The organism is Blautia hansenii DSM 20583 (genome assembly GCF_002222595.2).
Taxonomy (GTDB): domain Bacteria; phylum Bacillota; class Clostridia; order Lachnospirales; family Lachnospiraceae; genus Blautia; species Blautia hansenii.
Genome location: NZ_CP022413.2, coordinates 2,343,550 through 2,361,798, shown reverse-complemented (window position 1 = coordinate 2,361,798; position 18,249 = coordinate 2,343,550). Strand labels below are relative to the sequence as shown.

At 38.2% G+C, this 18,249-nt stretch carries 16 protein-coding genes and 3 pseudogenes; 17 read left to right on the top strand and 2 right to left on the bottom strand.

The window, feature by feature from the left end:
* Positions 1-2 precede the first annotated feature (2 nt).
* The 11 genes and pseudogenes from CGC63_RS15545 to CGC63_RS15385 form a co-directional block, all read left to right on the top strand.
* Positions 3-236, top strand: coding sequence for a hypothetical protein (locus tag CGC63_RS15545; RefSeq protein WP_052530459.1), 234 nt, complete (start codon positions 3-5; stop codon positions 234-236).
* A 1-nt stretch (position 237) separates the two neighbouring features.
* Positions 238-771: a DUF1284 domain-containing protein gene (locus CGC63_RS11940; protein ID WP_003022466.1), complete on the top strand. Its 534-nt coding sequence runs from the start codon at positions 238-240 to the stop codon at positions 769-771.
* 150 nt (positions 772-921) lie between these two features.
* Positions 922-1,047, top strand: a pseudogene (locus CGC63_RS11935) (helix-turn-helix domain-containing protein); the annotation flags it as partial.
* 84 nt (positions 1,048-1,131) lie between these two features.
* Positions 1,132-1,494 (top strand): TnpV protein, encoded by a 363-nt coding sequence (locus tag CGC63_RS11930; RefSeq protein ID WP_003022462.1) that lies wholly within the window; start codon positions 1,132-1,134, stop codon positions 1,492-1,494.
* Positions 1,491-1,817, top strand: coding sequence for a DUF6809 family protein (locus CGC63_RS11925; RefSeq protein ID WP_003022459.1), 327 nt, complete (start codon positions 1,491-1,493; stop codon positions 1,815-1,817). The genes CGC63_RS11930 and CGC63_RS11925 overlap by 4 nt, the downstream gene beginning before the upstream one ends.
* A gap of 312 nt (positions 1,818-2,129) precedes the next feature.
* On the top strand, positions 2,130-2,342 hold the full coding sequence (locus CGC63_RS11920) for a helix-turn-helix domain-containing protein (RefSeq protein ID WP_003022455.1): 213 nt from the start codon (positions 2,130-2,132) through the stop codon (positions 2,340-2,342).
* 27 nt (positions 2,343-2,369) lie between these two features.
* Complete coding sequence (locus CGC63_RS11915; RefSeq protein WP_040351196.1) at positions 2,370-2,735, top strand: hypothetical protein; 366 nt, start codon at positions 2,370-2,372, stop codon at positions 2,733-2,735.
* A 12-nt stretch (positions 2,736-2,747) separates the two neighbouring features.
* On the top strand, positions 2,748-3,440 hold the full coding sequence (locus CGC63_RS11910) for a zinc ribbon domain-containing protein (protein ID WP_154965469.1): 693 nt from the start codon (positions 2,748-2,750) through the stop codon (positions 3,438-3,440).
* A gap of 31 nt (positions 3,441-3,471) precedes the next feature.
* On the top strand, positions 3,472-4,839 hold the full coding sequence (locus tag CGC63_RS11905; protein WP_003022449.1) for an SPFH domain-containing protein: 1,368 nt from the start codon (positions 3,472-3,474) through the stop codon (positions 4,837-4,839).
* A 75-nt stretch (positions 4,840-4,914) separates the two neighbouring features.
* Positions 4,915-6,660 (top strand): hypothetical protein, encoded by a 1,746-nt coding sequence (locus CGC63_RS11900; protein ID WP_003022447.1) that lies wholly within the window; start codon positions 4,915-4,917, stop codon positions 6,658-6,660.
* Between the two features lie 425 nt (positions 6,661-7,085).
* A pseudogene (locus CGC63_RS15385) lies at positions 7,086-7,268 on the top strand (transposase domain-containing protein); the annotation flags it as partial.
* A gap of 128 nt (positions 7,269-7,396) precedes the next feature.
* Here CGC63_RS15385 and CGC63_RS11890 read toward each other — a convergent pair.
* Entirely contained in the window at positions 7,397-8,260 is an 864-nt protein-coding gene (locus tag CGC63_RS11890) for an AraC family transcriptional regulator (RefSeq protein ID WP_040351194.1), read from the bottom strand.
* Positions 8,261-8,460: 200 nt separating this feature from the next.
* Between CGC63_RS11890 and CGC63_RS11885 the strand changes: the two genes are divergently transcribed.
* The 4 genes from CGC63_RS11885 (at position 8,461) to CGC63_RS11870 (ending at position 15,148) form a co-directional block, all read left to right on the top strand.
* On the top strand, positions 8,461-11,499 hold the full coding sequence (locus CGC63_RS11885) for a glycoside hydrolase family 2 TIM barrel-domain containing protein (RefSeq protein ID WP_040351193.1): 3,039 nt from the start codon (positions 8,461-8,463) through the stop codon (positions 11,497-11,499).
* Positions 11,500-11,615: 116 nt separating this feature from the next.
* Positions 11,616-13,013: an MFS transporter gene (locus tag CGC63_RS11880; protein WP_003022441.1), complete on the top strand. Its 1,398-nt coding sequence runs from the start codon at positions 11,616-11,618 to the stop codon at positions 13,011-13,013.
* 351 nt (positions 13,014-13,364) lie between these two features.
* Positions 13,365-14,165: a helix-turn-helix transcriptional regulator gene (locus CGC63_RS11875; RefSeq protein ID WP_015527044.1), complete on the top strand. Its 801-nt coding sequence runs from the start codon at positions 13,365-13,367 to the stop codon at positions 14,163-14,165.
* A gap of 161 nt (positions 14,166-14,326) precedes the next feature.
* Positions 14,327-15,148 carry an HAD-IIA family hydrolase gene (locus CGC63_RS11870; RefSeq protein WP_009246439.1) on the top strand — a complete coding sequence of 274 codons (822 nt, stop codon included), beginning with the start codon at positions 14,327-14,329 and terminating at the stop codon, positions 15,146-15,148.
* A 205-nt stretch (positions 15,149-15,353) separates the two neighbouring features.
* On the opposite strand, the pseudogene CGC63_RS11865 reads toward CGC63_RS11870, so the two are convergent.
* Positions 15,354-15,710 (bottom strand): annotated as a pseudogene (locus tag CGC63_RS11865) (integrase core domain-containing protein); the annotation flags it as partial.
* On the opposite strand from CGC63_RS11865, the gene CGC63_RS11860 reads away from it, so the two are divergent.
* Both CGC63_RS11860 and uvrB read left to right on the top strand, forming a co-directional pair.
* Positions 15,681-15,860, top strand: coding sequence for a hypothetical protein (locus CGC63_RS11860; protein WP_003022433.1), 180 nt, complete (start codon positions 15,681-15,683; stop codon positions 15,858-15,860). The pseudogene CGC63_RS11865 and the gene CGC63_RS11860 sit on opposite strands and share 30 nt — an antisense overlap.
* Before the next feature lie 334 nt (positions 15,861-16,194).
* Complete coding sequence (gene uvrB / locus CGC63_RS11850; protein WP_040351192.1) at positions 16,195-18,183, top strand: excinuclease ABC subunit UvrB; 1,989 nt, start codon at positions 16,195-16,197, stop codon at positions 18,181-18,183.
* The last annotated feature ends 66 nt before the right edge of the window (positions 18,184-18,249 follow it).

The following is an 18,249-nucleotide window of genomic DNA, read 5'->3' as shown; positions in this document are numbered from 1 at the left end:
TCGTGACAGCGGTATTGGAGTACACGGAATCCTTAATTGCTCCGATTGTAATCCATTTTTTATGGAATGGTGTTGGCGCAATTATTTTGGGTGGAGTATCGTTGGCAGAAGATTACCCGCATATGTTTAACATGGTAATTAGTGGAAATTCAATTTACCCGTTGAGCAGATTGTTCATTTTAATCACCTCAAAGGATCGGGAGGAAGAAACGCCTATTTGGCATAAAGGAGAATAAAATGGAATACCAGTACAAACTTCGTCCACATCACGGATTGTGTATCTCCTTTTTCTCAGTGAAAAAGTATAGTGAAAAATATAAAGAACATATAAAGAAAATAATAGCTGAATTAGAAAACGCTTCAATTGTTTGTGCCACCTTGCAGTCAGATATTTTTTGTGAGGGATGTCACAGTAGATTACAAGATGGAAGTTGTAGTGTTGCTGATAAGGTTCGAGAATATGATCAAAAGATTCTTGAATTATGTGGATGGAAAGAAGGAATGCTACTTCCGTATTCTGAATTTAAACAAGATATTCATGATAATATTTTGTCTTGTAGAAAGTGTGAAACAATTTGTAGTGATTGTGAATGGAGCGAAATTTGTTACATAAATGGAAGAAAAAATAAAAAGCTAATATGTTGGATTAATGAACAAGATAAAATATTGTCTTTCCACCAAGAAGAAGGATTTGTGCAAAAGGAATTTACAGACAGAGACGAGCTTCGATGCTTCTTGCTTGCAGTGTATGGAATATATAGGATACAGTAATAAAAACTGTAAGGTTATATATGAAGCCGATATATAAGCTCTTTCGTTTATCTGGCAAACTAGACAGGCTTAAAAATCATATTCTACCTTTGAGGGGTATGTTTTTTCTCTAAAAAAGAGTATGATCAATATAAAAAAGGAGGTAGATGGATGGATCTTATCAAAATTGGAAAATACATTGCAGGTAAGCGAAAGTCATTGGGGATGACACAAAAGCAACTGGCAGAAAAAATAGGTATGAGTGATAAGTCTGTTTCTAAATGGGAAAGCGGAGTTTCCCAAAGTTAAAGAAACTACCTACAAACTCACGCTTACATTACTTCCAATGCGAAAAATCAAAGATTTATTGGAGGTACTATTATGGCTCAGAACTTAACTTACACCCAATGTGGTGATTATTATATCCCTGACATCAGATTAGCGCACACAGAAGCACAACCACTCGGCAAATATGGCAGGATGCGTAGAAGCTTCTTGGAACAGAATAACCCCATGCTTTTCAATGACATGGTTTTGACGGAAACTCTGTTCTTGCACCTGTGGGAAGTACAGCAGACTTGTGAGAAACGAATGGAGTTGTTGATGGCAGAATTGTTGGCGAAGAATCCAGCGCCAGACAAGGCAACACAGCAGCTTGCATGGGTAGCACATATGAATAGACTGAAAGCACAGGCGGAAGAAGTCGTCCTCCGGGAACTGGTCTATGAGGAGGACATCGTATGAAAATCCTTGAGGAATTTTGGTACGGCAATATCGAGCCTACCGACTACGATACTTCTTCCTGTAAGGAGTACAAGAAATTACAGGAACTGATTTGCCGGAATGAAGAAAAACTCCGAGCAGCTATGACGGACGAGCAGAAAGCATTGTTCGAGAAATACACGGATTGTGTCCGAGAACATCAAACCATTATGGAGTGCCTGATATTCCAGAATAGCTTCAAACTGGGAGCCAGGATGATCTTAGAAGTCATGAATAAAACGATAAGCTATTTGATGCCACCCGCGGGAGAAATCCTTCGGGTGGCTTTTGTTGTGGAAAGATAATTACTGAATTGTCTTTTGGAAAGTTCTTGAATTGTGCTTTTGACAATTCAAGAGTTGTCAAAAGCACAATGTAATAATACTGATATAAATAATACTGATTATAGTGATACTGATCCTTTCCTTTCCGTTTGGACAGGATGGGACTGGAATTGAAAAATTATATTACACTTCCATCAGTTATCATAATGGACATAATTCGCAAGAACTTGCGAATTATGTCAAAATATATTGCTAAATGTCTTGAATTTGTCGATGTAATGCGATAAAATATAAATATATCCGTATATGATTTGAAAGGTAGGGGTGCTGCAAATGAGAATGAGCTATAAAAAGCTATGGCTAATGCTTGTGGAGAAGGAAATATCTGCTGCGACACTTCGCAAAGATTTAAATATAGCAACTGGAACAATGACAAAACTGCGTCGCAACGAAGAAGTTGCTCTATCGGTCCTGCTCCGTATCTGTGAGTATCTGGATTGCAATATCGGTGATATATGCGATGCGGTTCGAGTAGAAAGCGACTGATTTAACTATATATTTATGGAGGAATGTATGAGTAATTTGGGATTGTATCAAAAAATGACAACGTGGGCAAAAAAGGTAGGTGGCCCAGTACAGTTGTTTGGTATCGTTGCAGTTGGTGGTTATTGTGTCCTTAGAACTGTAGAAGCAGGCGGTAAAACAATTGTTAAAACTGTAAAAAAACATATGGACTCTTCTGTAAAGAATTCCACAGATATTTTCACTATTCATAGTGATGGAATAACCAACGATGGGATTCGCTTTGAAGTTAGGGATAAATTCCGTATTCTCGAAATTGCAGATGAGGGTGCGTTGATAGAGAAAATCAATGATGAAAATAATCCGTATTTCGTTTCAATATCGTTTTTGAAATCAATATCAGATTACGAGAGTTAGGGGGAGGATAAAGTGGCGTTTTGCATGAATTGTGGTCAGCACCTACCAGAAGGTGCAAAGTTCTGCTCAAATTGTGGAACTGCGACGGGAGAGGTTAAAGGAGAGTCATCACAGCGAAAAACTGTATATGATGGAGAATTACATAAATGCCCGAATTGTGGTGAGATAATTAATGCATTTGTTACCATTTGCCCTGCCTGCAATTATGAGATTCGAGGTGCAAAGGCATCTTCCATCGTGAAAGAATTTGCTGATAAATTAGAACAAATTGAGAGAACGAGAGAGGCTCAAAAATCCCATTCATTTATTGGTAAGCTGTATGGTAGTGATGGGCAGTTGAATAAAACAGATGAACAAAAGATTAGTTTGATAAGGAGTTTTTCAATCCCCAACACCAAAGAGGATATTTTTGAATTTATGATTTTAGCGGCATCAAACATTGATTTGAAATTATATGGACTTGGCGATAAGGGCGTTATCACAGCCTCACAGAGAGCTGTATCTGATGCGTGGTTGGCAAAGTTTGAGCAGGCATATGAGAAAGCCAGTTTTGCGTTTGTAACTTCTCATGACTTTTTAGGAATAAAAGATATTCACGACAAAAAAATCAAACAACTAAAAAGAAAGAAGTTAGAAATCCCCCTGTTGATATTTGGAATTCTTGCGCTTGCTTTTTTACCTTGGTTGTTTGTGTTAATTCTATGATGATCTGTGTGTTTGAAAGGAGCATAAAGATATGGCTTTATTTAATAGAAGCAACCGCAAAGGCGGTTTTATGGACGAGATACGTTGTGACGAGCCTTCGTATCTTATTTGGAAATGGCATCCGTCTGGTTCCCAGGTAGGTGCTAATAATAGAGAAAACGCTATTCGTTGGGGATCTTCTCTGCGAGTAAAGGATGGCGAAGTTGCTGTTTTTGTATATAAGCAAAAAGACGGAACTATGCAAGATTTTATTGTCGGTCCTTTCGACCAGACAATCAAGACTGCAAACTTTCCTGTTCTTGCAAGCATTGTAGGACTGGCATACGAGGGTGGTACTGCGTTCCAGGCGGAAGTTTATTTCATAAATCTTGCTCGCATCATTCAAGTAAAATTCGGTGTTCCATACTTTGATGTGTATGATCCAAGATTTGCAGATTTCGGTGTTCCCGTTGCTGTCAGAGGTACTATCAGCTTCGGTATTGCCGATTATCGTGAGTTCATCAAATTACATAGACTGAGTACATTCAACCTGGATGATTTCCAGAAGCAGATTCGTGATGCTGTCAATCGCTATGTGAAAGATGTTGTCGCTAATGCTCCTGCTGCCCATGACATTCCAGTTGTTCAGATTGAAAACAAAACAGCACTGATTAACGATGTTGTAGAATATGATCTCAGCGAAAGATTGAAAGAAACTTTCGGTGTTGTTGTGTCGGGCATTGATATTGGTGCGATTGAAATTGATAAGTCCAGTGATGGATACCGTCAGCTTATGAGCGTAACAAAAGATCTTGCCGGAGCTACTGCAAAAGCTGAAGCCGAAGCAAGAATCAGAGATATTCACGCTAAACAGCGAATTGAGGCCGAGCACTATGAAGGAACTCTCCGTATTCAGCGTGAGGAAGGTCAGTACGCACAACACAAGCAAACTCAAACAGCAAACCTTGGTGCGTTCCAAGTTGAGAAACAGGCAGAAGTCGGTGTTGCTGGTGCGAATGCCCTTGGTCAGATGGGAGCAAACGGAGCCGGTAATGTTAATTTTGGCGGTGGTGATGGAACAGGATTCAATATGGCTGCTATGATGGCAAGTATGGCTGTTGGAGGAGCGGTTGGTCAGAATATCGCTGGTGCCATGAATAACATGATGGGTGGCATCAATCAGCAGACAGTACCCGGTGCTGTACCTCCGCCTATTCCTACTGTAGCATATCATGTGGCGATCAATGGACAAGCTGCCGGACCTTTTAATATTTCTGTGTTGGCACAGATGGCAACCTCAGGACAGCTTACTGCTGATAGCTTGGTTTGGAAAAATGGAATGGCACAATGGGTAAAAGCTGGAACTGTAGATGAATTACAGGGTATTTTTATCACTATACCTCCAATTCCAGAAAAATAATAAGTACATAAAAGCCACGTTGGTTGCCTTTTTGAGAGTGGCATAACGTGGCTTTTATAATTAGGTGGTGACACAATGAATGCAAATTTTATGAAAGAATCTAAAACCATAGATTATGTGGTTAGTCTTGGATTGGAAGCTGTTAAAGATAAAGTTAAAACGGAATGGGAGGCGAAACAAGTTCGAGATAGATTAAAAAATTATATCAGCAGACAACAAAAGATAAATTGGAGTTGTACAAGAGAAGAAGAAATTGATTTTGGTGGACTTACCCACTATATTCAAACCGATCTTCTGGATGACGTTCAAGAAAGATTGTTTGGAAATCGAGAAGAACGTGGTATGGCAAGAACGTCAATCATAAGTAAGGCAACTTGTTATGCCCAGGCACATACCTCATTATCACGTCAACGAGCAATTTGGATGACAGAAACTGCTATAGATATTCTGCATGAGTTTTACAAGAGCAGAATAAATAGAGAACTTAAATTTATTGCTGCTCAAATCGAAGATGCTGTTGGTGAGATTGCAACGGAGCAAACTAAGGAAATAGTGCAGACCGTGCAAGCAAGTGAAGAACGTGTTATCAAGGAATTAAAAAATGCTGCAAAAAATATCGGAAATATGTCTATCGAAAAAAATATGCAACTTATGCGACAAGGCGACATCGGACAGGTTGAAGATACAGTATCAAACTTTTTTGCTGCTATAGGAAGCACACATATCTTATTCCCAAATTATCGCTATGAATATAAAGGTGAAAAAGGTCAGTTGTACAGCAAACCACTAACAAAAGAAGCATTGGAAAAATATCCACCTCGAATTTCTTGCACTGGTACCATACAAATGAATGGAAAATATCTTCAAAAATTTGATGTCAACACAATCGATTATGCAAATAGGCATCAACTTCCAATAACACTAAATGTGATTACCGCCAAAAAGCTGCTGGGCAATATTGATGATCCTATACAGCATGAAGCGGAAAAGCTTATTGGAGAAAGTTTTATTATCCAACCGAAACCGTTTCCACCTGCTTTTCCATGTAGTATATCGCTTGATGGTAACGTAATGTTTGATTACATACTATTCAGAACAGAAGAAATATTAGACGACGGAACTATTATCATTTCTAATCGGGAACAAGAAAACTGTCCGTTTAGAATAGGTATGTCAGTAAATATGAAATTAGGAAAAACAACATACTCTGTTGATACCGTTGAACCGACAAATGAAGAACTACTACAATATCTTAGATTCTTAACCAGAGCAGATCGGGGTGAAACAATTTCGATTAAAGTTCTTTTGCTTGGAGAAGAATTGGCAACTGGTAAGTTGGGAAATGTAAAGTACAGGAGTGGTTTTGATAAAATTGAAACTGAAATGGATTTTCTTGAGAAAATTGTAGCAATTGAGCATTATTACAATGACACAATTTCTATCCCAGAAGAAATTATGTTGGATGATTTCCAAGCAATATCTTATTTGTATTCTTTAATTAACGGAGAAGAATGTACGGGTTCGTGGAGTAAATTAGATTTTTCAATGGCACTTACTGAAGAGTTAAAGCAACGCATCTCGGAAAGTGATGATACCAAATTTGCACTCTCATATGTAGGAAGCATTAACGTTTCTTTCTATGGAAAATCTTATGAATTGTCTGTTATTAGAACATTTGACTCTGTCGTATATCAAGATATTGAGCGACTTAAGAAAAAGGCAGAAATATTAGATGTGGGAGACACTATTAAGTTAGTGTTCTTACCAGGCAGTAAAGAAAATGGAACATGGAGAGATCGTATTAACACTGATGAAATCTGATAGAGTGTTCTTTCAAAAACTTCTGGTTGGGAGGTGAAATCTTGAAAAATGATATAAATATTAGTCTTGTTCCATATGAAAGTAATATGTCGGATCCAGACTGGGATCTTGACAGAATTATTTATGATTTGGATGCGCAGATAGATTTGTTATCCAGTCAAGCTGATAATCTCGACTATTTGATTGCTGTTGCAAGTGGTATTCTTTGTGGAATGCTTGATATTCTCTGGGTTGGCGAATTTAGCCTTGAGTATGGCAGAGAAATTGGAAGTGATAAAGTCGAAGCCTTTGTAAAGAAAGCAGCTAAACTTACTGGATGCGAAAGTGATGATCTTGGTGCGTCTGTAAAACATTTGGAAAAGATGTTCCCAATTCCAAGTGACGGAAATACGCCGGACTTTGGCGGAGGACTTCAGCATCATCTGAAGGGAGCGGCCTCTAGCGCTATTGTGTATACAATGGTTGAGATGGCAAAAGCGAATGACCTGAATACCTACAAATATCTGACATATCTCTTATCACAGCGGCCAGACGCTAAAATGTCAGATGAACAGTTGGAACAGCTTGCTCCATGGAGCGAGACTGCGAAAGCGAACTGTCAAAACTAAACATAGAGCAAAACGCTTGCATCTATCATTTTGGTGCAAGCGTGATTCATGGGTAGCGTAGCAATATTTTGCGCTTACGATTCGTTGGCATCCTTTTTTGACATTTAGTTTTTATGACATTATAGATTTCATAACCTATTTCTTATTTTTCGGTATTCTCTTGGCGAATATCCTTTCAGCTTGTGGAAAAGCCGGCTGAAATAAAGCTGATTATCATACCCGACGATTTTAGAAATTTCATTGATGGAATAGGTTGTTGTTTCAAGTAACATCTGGGCATTGTTAATTCGGATTCCCACAATAAACTGCATTGGTGTAGAACCTGTGTATTTTTTGAAGTTTCGGATAAACCAGCTGACACTCATTCCACGTGAGGCAGCATAATCATCTATGCTAATATTCTGGTTATAATTTTCACTGAAAAAGGTAACTGCGTTATCCATCTCGTGATCCAGGTATTCATTTTTCGAGATATGTTCCCTGGTCAGTTCCCGATGAAAGATGATAAGAAGATGACGGAGCAGAAGGACAAGCATTTCCTCATAATTATCTTGGCAACGCTGAAGCTCGATGATAATACGCTTGAAAATCTGTTCGTATTCCATAGAGGTTCCGACCTGAAATACACGCTCTTTATCCGGGAATCCATATTGCCGTAGGATATTTTTTACATTGTTGCCTGTAAAATGAATCCAGTATACTTCTGTCTTATCTTTTCCATGATATTCATATTTCTGAAGTTCCTTCGGTCTGTACAGTACAATATTACCGGCGGGGACAATCGTTTCGTTATCCACATTGTCAAAATGAAAATGCCCACAACCAGCAGTGATATAGATAATCTGATAATCCAGGCGTCCCCTTGGACGGTAGGTTGGTAACTTTGGATGGCTGGAAAGGCGGTAAGTACCGCAACTTCCTACAACCAGCGGGCGACTTTTGTCTTTGAAATCCATATGGGAGTGGTTTAAATAACCGGTATTCATATACATATGGTAGCACCTCTTTTCCTTTTTTGTTATTGTATCATTTAGTGCATATTTTGTCTAATCCAATTCATAGACATGTTTTGCAGATTAGGATAAGATATATATAGCAAAACAGAGAAGCGTAAACATAAAAGTAAAAGACAAGGTTTGCTGTGGAAAAACAAAGTGAAAAAAAATGTATATGTATTAAAGGAGAGTTATTTATGATTGTACCACGTTATTATGAGGATTTAAGCGTACTGCATGAAAATACAATGCCAGCCAGAGCCTATTTTATTCCGGCATCCAAAAGAATGGATAACCTGGTGGAGCACAGGGAAGAGTCAGACCGAATGCAGTTATTGAACGGAACTTGGAAGTTCCAGTATTTTAACAGTATCTATGATGTTCAGGAACCCTTCTTTGAGAAAGATTATGATACAGAAAATTTTGATGAGATTCAGGTTCCGAGTGTATGGCAGATGGCAGGATATGACACACATCAGTATACAAACATCAGGTATCCGTTCCCATTTGATCCACCGTATGTACCACAGGATATTCCATGTGGAACATATGCACATACCTTTGTTTATCACAAAGATGAAAATGCACCAAAAGCTTTCTTGAATTTTGAAGGAGTAGACAGTTGCTTTTATGTATGGATCAATGGCTCTTATGTAGGGTATAGCCAGGTTTCTCATATGACCAGTGAGTTTGATATCACCGACCTCCTTCGGGACGGAGAGAACAGCATAGCGGTTCTGGTCATGAAGTGGTGTGATGGTTCCTATTTGGAAGATCAGGACAAATTCCGTATGAGTGGTATTTTCCGGGATGTGTACATTTTGAAACGCCCAAAACAGGCAATCAGTGATTATCATATTAAAACAAGAATTGAGGATATGCTTGCGAAAGTAGAAATTGAAATGAAATTCTACTCTCCGTTAAATGTAAAAATTTCGATTGAAGATAGAAACGGAGCAGTTGTAGCACTAGGAAGTATTGCTGAAGAAGGAACAGCTGTATTAGAAATCGCAAGTCCGGAACTTTGGAATACAGAAAATCCATATCTATATAAACTGATTCTTGAAACAGAGAATGAAGTAATTGTAGATCACATTGCATTAAGAAAGATAGAGATTAAAGACCAGGTTATTTATTTAAATGAACAGAAGATTAAATTCCGTGGTGTCAATCGACATGATTCTGATCCGGTTACTGGATTTACAATCAATCCGGAACAGATTACAACCGATCTTACGTTAATGAAGCAGCATAATTTTAATGCGATCCGTTCCAGCCACTATCCGAACGCACCATTTTTCTATGAAATGTGTGACAAGTATGGATTCATGGTAATAGATGAAGCAGATATTGAAGCTCATGGTCCATTTATGATCTACAGAAAAGAAGACACCGATTACAATCGGTTCAAACGATGGAATGAGAAGATTGCGGATGATCCGGTATGGGAAGAGGCAATCGTTGATCGAGTAAAACTCATGGTGGAACGTGACAAAAACCGTTTCTGTATTGTTATGTGGTCAATGGGAAATGAGAGTGCTTATGGCTGCAACTTTGAAAAAGCACTGGAATGGACAAAGAATTTTGATCCAGACCGTATCACACAATATGAGAGTGCAAGATATCGTAATTATGATGAAACATATGATTACAGCAATCTGGATGTGTACAGTCGGATGTACCCAGCGCTTTCCGAAATTCAGGAATATCTGGATAAAGATGGAAGCAAACCCTTCCTTTTGGTAGAGTACTGTCACAGCATGGGAAACGGACCTGGAGATTTTGAAGATTACTTCCAGATGATTCAGGATAATGATAAAATGTGCGGCGGCTTTGTCTGGGAATGGTGTGACCATGCGATTGCTCATGGAACTGCTGAGAATGGAAAGACTATATATGCTTATGGGGGCGACCACGGCGAAGAAATTCATGATGGCAACTTCTGTATGGATGGATTAGTATATCCGGACAGAACGGTACATACAGGACTTTTGGAATACAAGAATGTTTATCGCCCGGCAAGGGTTATTTCCTATGACAAAGAAAGCGGAGAACTGGTGCTTCATAACTACATGGATTTTGATGACTTGAAAGATTATGTGAAGATCAGTTATGAACTGACGCAGGACGGGCTTGTAATCAGCAAAGGTAAACTTCCAGAAGTTTCAGCAGCACCACACAGTGAAGGAAAAATAAACCTTAAAATCAATGTGCCAGAGAGTGGAAAATGTTATTTAAAATTTATTTACCATCTGAAAAAGGAATTGCCACTGTTGGATGAAGACCATATTCTTGGATTTGATGAAATTGAGGTAAGCAAAGACGGTGCAAAATGTAAACTTGCTGAGAAATGGCTACAAAAAACAGCAGTGGATTCTGAATTACAGGTGAGTGAAGATGATACCCAGATTCATATCAAAGGCCGTGAATTCGCATATACAATCGACCGACGGACTGCACTTTTTACAGAGATGAAATTTGCAGGTCGGGAATATCTGAACCACCCGATGGAATTAAATATCTGGAGGGCACCAACAGATAATGATATGTACATCAAGTCTGAATGGAAGAAAGCCCATTATGATAAAGTTTATACAAGAGCTTACACGACAGAGGTCGTGCAGGGAAAGCATGGTGTGAAAATTACAAGCCATGCATCCGTTGTGGCAGAGACAGTACAGAAGATTCTTGATGTGACGATCACATGGAAAATAGAAGCTGCTGGAAAGATTGATGCAGATATTGCAGTAACAAAAGATGATGAATTTCCGGACCTGCCAAGATTTGGTGTGAGGATGTTCCTGGATAAAAAACTTTCAGCTGTAAGATACTTTGGAATGGGACCACAGGAAAGCTATTGTGACAAACATCAGGCTGCGAGCCACGGTTTGTATCAGGCAAATGTAGATGATTTGCATGAGGATTATATTCGCCCACAGGAAAATGGAAGCCATTATGATTGTGAATATGTAGAGCTTAACAACAGCCGATATGGAATTGTGGTCTCTGCGGAAAATGCCTTCTCATTCAATGCTTCTTATTATACGCAGGAAGAACTTGAGGAGAAAACGCATAATTATGAACTGACAGAATCAGATAGTGTAGTATTTTGTGTTGACTATGCACTAAATGGCATTGGTTCTAATAGTTGTGGTCCAGTTGTATTGGAGCAGTACCGATTTGATGATGTATTATTCCGGTTTCAGTTTACACTGATACCGTATGTAAAGGGGTAATAAAGTTTCATGTAACCCGTAAACAAGGAAAGAGAGTCTGATTGTTATGTAAAGTCCGGATATACAGAGCAATCAGACAAAATAAGTGCGATGAAGATGAGGAGCAAAGAAATTCGATGGAAGAAAAAAAGTATTTGAAATGGTATAACAAAATTGGATATGGATCAGGCGATATTGCAGGTAATGTAGTCTATGCGTTCCTGACATCTTTTATGATGGTCTATTTGACGGACTCAGTAGGACTTGCTGCAGGTGTCGTAGGTACCCTGATTGCCGTATCAAAACTATTTGATGGTTTTACGGATATATTTTTTGGATCAATGATTGACAAAACACACAGTAAAATGGGAAAAGCGAAACCCTGGATGCTATACGGATATATTGGTTGTGCCATTACGCTGGTCGGCTGCTTTGCAGTACCGGTGAGTTTGGGAACAACGGCTAAATATGCATGGTTCTTTATTTCTTATACACTGTTAAATGGTGTGTTTTATACAGCAAACAATATTGCTTATTCAGCACTTACGTCATTGATTACAAAGAACAGTAAAGAGCGTGTGCAGATGGGATCTTACCGTTTTATTTTTGCGTTTTCAACAAGTCTTCTGATTCAGGCAATTACAGTTGGATTTGTAGATAAATGTGGTGGAGATGCTGCAGCATGGAGAACGGTTGCTATTATCTATGCAATCATTGGTCTTGTCGTAAATACGATTTCAGCACTTTCTGTTAAGGAACTTCCTGAGGAAGAACTTAACGAAGGAGAAGTAAAGGATGATAATGAAAAGTACGGAATGGTACATGCATTCAAGCTTCTTGTTAAAAACAAATATTACATGATGATTTGTGGAACATATATTTTACAGCAGTTATATGGTGCCATGATTGGAGCTGGCATTTATTACATGACATGGGTACTGAAAAATAAGAATTTGTTTGGACAATTTGCATGGGCAGTAAATATTCCACTGATCATTGCCCTGATTTTCACACCGACATTAGTTGGTAAGTGGAAAGGTATGTATAAACTGAACTTAAGAGGTTATGTCTTAGCAGTCATCGGTAGAGCACTTGTTGTTGTTGCAGGATATATGGGCAGTGTTCCGCTGATGATGGCATTTACAGCTCTTGCAGCCTTAGGTCAGGGACCATGGCAGGGAGATATGAATGCAGTTATCGCATCCTGCTCTGAATATACTTATCTTACACAGGGAAAGAGAATTGACGGAACGATGTACTCTTGTACTTCTCTTGGCGTAAAAATCGGTGGAGGTATTGGAACCGCTGTTGTTGGATGGCTGCTTGAGTTCAGTGGATATATCGGAACAAATGCAACTCAGCCGCAGTCTGCACTTGATATGATGCAGTTTATGTATCTTTGGCTTCCGTTAATCTTTGATGTATTGATTATGTTTGTACTTTCAAGAATGAATGTAGAAGATGCAAATAAAAAACTGAAAGCAGAAAAAGGAATTGCTGCAGATGAAGTAACAGATGCATCAGACATAAATTAGAATTGACAGGAGAAAGCGTTGTCTGGTCATTGCTCGATGAGACAGTGCTTTTTTCTATATATAAAGTGATTGAACTGTATTTTGAAAATAAAAAAGGACCACTTCATTTTTGTGAAATGGCCTTAAGAAAATATTCAGTTTTCACAAAATAGTCCTTTTAGTATTTATACATGGTAAGGATGCTCAAAATATTCAGTGTAGAATACTAAAAGGTCATTCAGATATTTTTTTAGGTTGCTCATTTGCAATTCCTCCTTTCCTTATTTACAAGTTGATTATAAGATAGGTGTAAAAGGATTGCTTGCCAAATCGAAAGAAGATATAGACAAATGTTGCAAAGGGGAGTATTTCATGCAGTTAAAATATGTTGACACAAAAGAGGAGATTATAGCAATAAATAGGAAGTCAAAACATATTGAACCACATCTTCATAATGCACTGGAGATCGTTTGTGTAACAAGTGGATCATTAGAACTTGGTGTCGGACAGGAACTATACCATATGGAAAAAGGAGATATAGGCTTTGTATTTCCAGATGTTATTCATCACTACCAGGTACTGACACCCGGTGTAAATAAAGCGACTTATCTGATTGCATCGCCATTTACGATAGCCAAATTTGCAGATATCATGCAATCCATGGCTCCTGAATACCCAATCATCAAAGCGGAAAAGGTTGAACCGGAGGTATATAGGGTTATAAATGCAATTTTAGAGACAGAACAGTCGGATATTACTGTTGCACAGGCATATCTTCAAATTGTGTTGGCACGCTGCATAGGAAAATTAAATTTGGTAGAAAAGAGCAGTGTGGGGAGCAACGATCTTATTTACCAGACAGTTTCCTATATATCAGCAAATTTCAAGAAGAAATTTTCGTTGGAAGAGATGGCAAAAGATCTGGGCGTGAGCAAATATGTTTTATCCAGACTCTTTTCCAAGACATTCCATAGAAACTTTAATCAATATCTTAACGATGCAAGGCTGAACTATGCATGCCATCGTTTGGAAAATACGAGTGATTCTATTACAAATATTTGTCTGGATAGTGGATTTGAAAGTCAGAGAACGTTTAACCGAGTATTTAAAGAAAGATATAAAATATCACCAAGTGATTATCGAAGTACTTGTGTGAAAGAGATGTTGTCATAAAAGGTTCTGTTGATCGAAATATTTACTTTGATTTTACAGTGCTATGTATTTGATTTCATGTGTGGATGATATAATATAAAAATATTTGTAGAAAAAAGAGTTTTATTCTATTATGAAAAGAGTAAGGTGTATTCTAAAGAAACAAGAAAGGCAGGGCGCATATGAACATGAGAAAATCCATAATCGATTTTAATGAAAAAAAAGGATTCATCTGTGATATGGATGGTGTGATTTATCATGGCAATCAGATATTGCCAGGTGTTCCAGAATTCATCCAGTGGTTGCATGATGAAAAGAAAGAATATTTATTTTTGACAAATAATAGTGGATATACACCACGGGAATTAAATCAGAAACTGGCAAGGATGGGACTTGATGTGCCAGAAGAACATTTTTACACCAGCGCATTGGCAACAGCCGCTTTTTTAAAGGAACAGGCGGCAGGCTGTTCAGCATTTGTGATAGGAGAAGCAGGTCTCTTAAATGCACTTTATGATGTTGGCATTACAATGAATGATGTAAATCCGGATTATGTTGTTGTGGGAGAGGGACGATCCTATTCATTGGATACCTTAACGAAAGCAACGAATTTAGTTCTGAAGGGAGCTAAGTTGATTGGAGCAAACTCGGATGTTTCCGGACCAATCGAGAACGGAATCGCTCCTGCCTGTCGTGCATTGATTGCCCCAATTGAAATGGCAACAGGTACACAGGCATATTTCTGTGGGAAACCGAATCCACTGATGATGAGAACAGGATTGAATATGCTTGGATGTCATTCAGCAGAAGTTGTAATGGTTGGGGATCGTATGGATACAGATGTGATTTCAGGAATGGAAAGTGGTATGTCTACTGTATTGGTTCTCTCTGGATGTTCAACAAAGGATACACTCAAAACTTATGCTTATCTTCCGACAATGGTATTGAATGGAGTGGGAGATATCGCCAGTATGGCAAAAGCAAAAGGCTCAAAAGAACCTTGAAAACTGCAAATATTTAAGGCTGTGGAAATCGTCCGCCACCCTTGACAGCACAAAAAGAACTGCTGTCAGGCAATTACCAACGGCGAAGAACTCAAAAACAGTTAGATTTTCTCCGTCGCTGACAACAGTGTAGCAGTTCTTTTTGATTATCTGTCAAGGGTATACCGCTTTGCGGTGGCTGGTAACGCTCCTTCAGGTTCAGAATCTAAGAACAATTAGCGGCTTCGCCGTTCTGTAAGTTCAAGATGGTTTGTTGCCTAAGGAAGATGAGAAGCTGCCATTTACCGGGTATATTGTTTGCACCATGAAGCATTTCAATATCATTAAGGACTTTATAGTTATTGTGTTTATGTGGTCTCAAAAAGTTATAATAAGTGACCCAGAGCGCAAGTTCATAGTTGGCACCGTCAATGTTATCAAAACCATTTGTTGGTCTATAAGAAGTCTTGTAAGTACGATTTAATCTTTCAATCATCTGCTTGTAAGGTCTGAATTCTTTTGATACTTCATCTTCGTTGGTAAGTCCAATTACTTGGGTAATGTTAAATTTAAAATCATTGCCGTATTCACGCAGGAACTGTTGTGCTGTCTGGATGTATTGGAACCATTTATTGAAGAAGTTATTCCAAAAGAGCGGAAAGATCAGTATTATGATTATTCAGAAGTGATTGAAATAGACTTAATCCTGGAGGAATATTTCAACGCAGCATGATAAAAAATAGAATAGTAGTAAGAGAGAAAAGTACAAATAAGAATCGAACATTTGTACTTTTTTCTTGCCTTCATCTATATACTTTCAAAAAAATGTCTGATATAATAGGGACTGTTACAAGAACAAACAGTAAAAATATGACAGAATCGGAGCCTGGTATCATCAGGTATTTCCGAGTGCTGTTTTATCCGCAAAAATCAGTTTTGTGACTTTTATTCGTAACGAGGTGAGAAACACATCTATTCATCATAAAATAAGCTTTTCGTTATGAATCTGGATACGAATTTTTGGCTGATAATGATCATAGTAAAAGTCACAAATGGAGGGATTTACCATGAATGAGTTCAAATTAAAAGCCCCATATAAGCCGACCGGAGACCAGCCACAGGCAATTGCAGAGCTTGTGAAAGGGTTCAAGGAAGGTAATCAATGCCAGACTTTACTAGGGGTTACGGGTTCTGGAAAAACTTTTACGATGGCAAATGTGATTCAGCAATTACAGAAGCCGACACTTGTCATCGCTCATAATAAGACGTTAGCGGCTCAGTTATATGGAGAGTTCAAGGAGATGTTTCCCGATAACGCAGTAGAATATTTTGTCTCCTACTACGACTATTACCAACCGGAAGCCTATGTTCCGTCCTCTGACACCTATATTGCAAAGGATTCATCTGTCAACGATGAGATAGACAAGCTTCGTCTTTCAGCTACATCTTCTCTTAGTGAACGAAAAGACGTAATTATTGTTTCCAGTGTGTCCTGCATATATGGAATTGGGAGTCCTGACGATTATCAAAACATGATTATTTCCCTACGTCCCGGAATGGAAAAGGATAGGGATGAAGTTATTCGAGAGTTGATAGATATTCAATACGATCGCAATGAAATGGATTTTCATCGAGGAACTTTCCGGGTTAGAGGAGATGTTTTAGAAATCTTTCCGGCAGATTATTCAGAAACAGCAGTACGAGTGGAGTTTTTTGGAGATGAAATTGATCGTATTACAGAAGTTGATATTTTGACAGGAGAAATTAAAAGTGCATTAAATCATATTGCTATTTTTCCTGCATCTCATTATGTAGTGCCGATTGAAAAAATACGGAAAGCTGCCGTTGCAATAGAAGAAGAATTAAAAGAGCGTGTGGATTATTTTAAGGGTGAAGATAAGCTTTTGGAGGCACAGCGAATTTCAGAGAGAACAAACTTTGATATCGAAATGCTCAAGGAAACAGGTTTTTGTTCGGGAGTAGAAAATTATTCCAGACATTTATCTGGATTAAAGCCAGGACAGCCTCCATATACGCTAATTGATTATTTCGGAGATGATTTCCTTATTATTATAGATGAATCTCATAAAACCATTCCACAAATAAGAGGGATGTATGCGGGAGATCAGTCCAGAAAACAAACTTTAGTTGATTATGGATTTCGACTTCCTTCCGCAAAGGATAACCGCCCTTTAAATTTTGAAGAATTTGAAGATAAAATTGACCAGATTTTATTTGTGTCTGCTACACCTGGAGAATATGAAGAAAATCATGAACTTTTGCGGGCAGAACAGATTATTCGTCCTACAGGACTCTTAGATCCAGAAGTAGAAGTGCGTCCTGTGGAAGGTCAGATTGATGATTTAATTTCAGAAGTTAATAAAGAAATTAAGAAGAAAAATAAAATTCTTATTACGACACTTACGAAACGTATGGCAGAGGATTTGACAGAATATATGAAAGAACTGGGTATACGTGTTAGGTATCTTCATTCAGATATTGATACCTTGGAACGAACACAGATTATCAGGGATATGCGTTTAGATGTTTTTGATGTGTTGGTAGGAATTAACCTATTAAGAGAAGGACTTGATATTCCGGAAATTACCTTAGTTGCCATTTTAGATGCGGATAAAGAAGGCTTTTTGCGCTCAGAAGTATCTCTTATTCAGACCATAGGGCGTGCTGCCCGAAATGCGGATGGTAGAGTTATTATGTATGCTGATGTCATAACAGATTCTATGAGAATTGCCATAGATGAAACTATGAGGAGGAGAGCACTGCAGCAGAAATATAATGAAGAGCATGGAATTACTCCAAAGACAATTAAAAAAGCTGTTAGAGATTTAATCAGTATTTCCAAAGCAGTGGCAGAAACAGAAGAAAAACTGGAAAAAGATCCGGAAAGCATGAGCAGAAAAGAACTTGAAAATCTGATTAAAAAAGTTCAAAAGCAAATGCAGGCGGCAGCCGCAGATTTGAATTTTGAAATGGCAGCTTCCTTGCGTGATAAGATGTTAGAATTAAAAAAGAGTCTGGAAGAACTAGATGAGTAAAATAATAAGAAAAATCTTTCTTTTCAATGATATTTTGGAGAGAAAGATTTTTTAATCTTGGTGTTA

Coding starts and splice junctions, on each gene's coding strand:
- CGC63_RS11940 (WP_003022466.1), top strand. CDS start 238: ATGGAATACCAGTACAAACTTCGTCCACATCACGGATTGTGTATCTCC.
- CGC63_RS11930 (WP_003022462.1), top strand. CDS start 1,132: ATGGCTCAGAACTTAACTTACACCCAATGTGGTGATTATTATATCCCT.
- CGC63_RS11925 (WP_003022459.1), top strand. CDS start 1,491: ATGAAAATCCTTGAGGAATTTTGGTACGGCAATATCGAGCCTACCGAC.
- CGC63_RS11920 (WP_003022455.1), top strand. CDS start 2,130: ATGAGAATGAGCTATAAAAAGCTATGGCTAATGCTTGTGGAGAAGGAA.
- CGC63_RS11915 (WP_040351196.1), top strand. CDS start 2,370: ATGAGTAATTTGGGATTGTATCAAAAAATGACAACGTGGGCAAAAAAG.
- CGC63_RS11905 (WP_003022449.1), top strand. CDS start 3,472: ATGGCTTTATTTAATAGAAGCAACCGCAAAGGCGGTTTTATGGACGAG.
- CGC63_RS11900 (WP_003022447.1), top strand. CDS start 4,915: ATGAATGCAAATTTTATGAAAGAATCTAAAACCATAGATTATGTGGTT.
- CGC63_RS11890 (WP_040351194.1), bottom strand. CDS start 8,260: ATGTATATGAATACCGGTTATTTAAACCACTCCCATATGGATTTCAAA.
- CGC63_RS11885 (WP_040351193.1), top strand. CDS start 8,461: ATGATTGTACCACGTTATTATGAGGATTTAAGCGTACTGCATGAAAAT.
- CGC63_RS11880 (WP_003022441.1), top strand. CDS start 11,616: ATGGAAGAAAAAAAGTATTTGAAATGGTATAACAAAATTGGATATGGA.
- CGC63_RS11875 (WP_015527044.1), top strand. CDS start 13,365: ATGCAGTTAAAATATGTTGACACAAAAGAGGAGATTATAGCAATAAAT.
- CGC63_RS11870 (WP_009246439.1), top strand. CDS start 14,327: ATGAACATGAGAAAATCCATAATCGATTTTAATGAAAAAAAAGGATTC.
- uvrB (WP_040351192.1), top strand. CDS start 16,195: ATGAATGAGTTCAAATTAAAAGCCCCATATAAGCCGACCGGAGACCAG.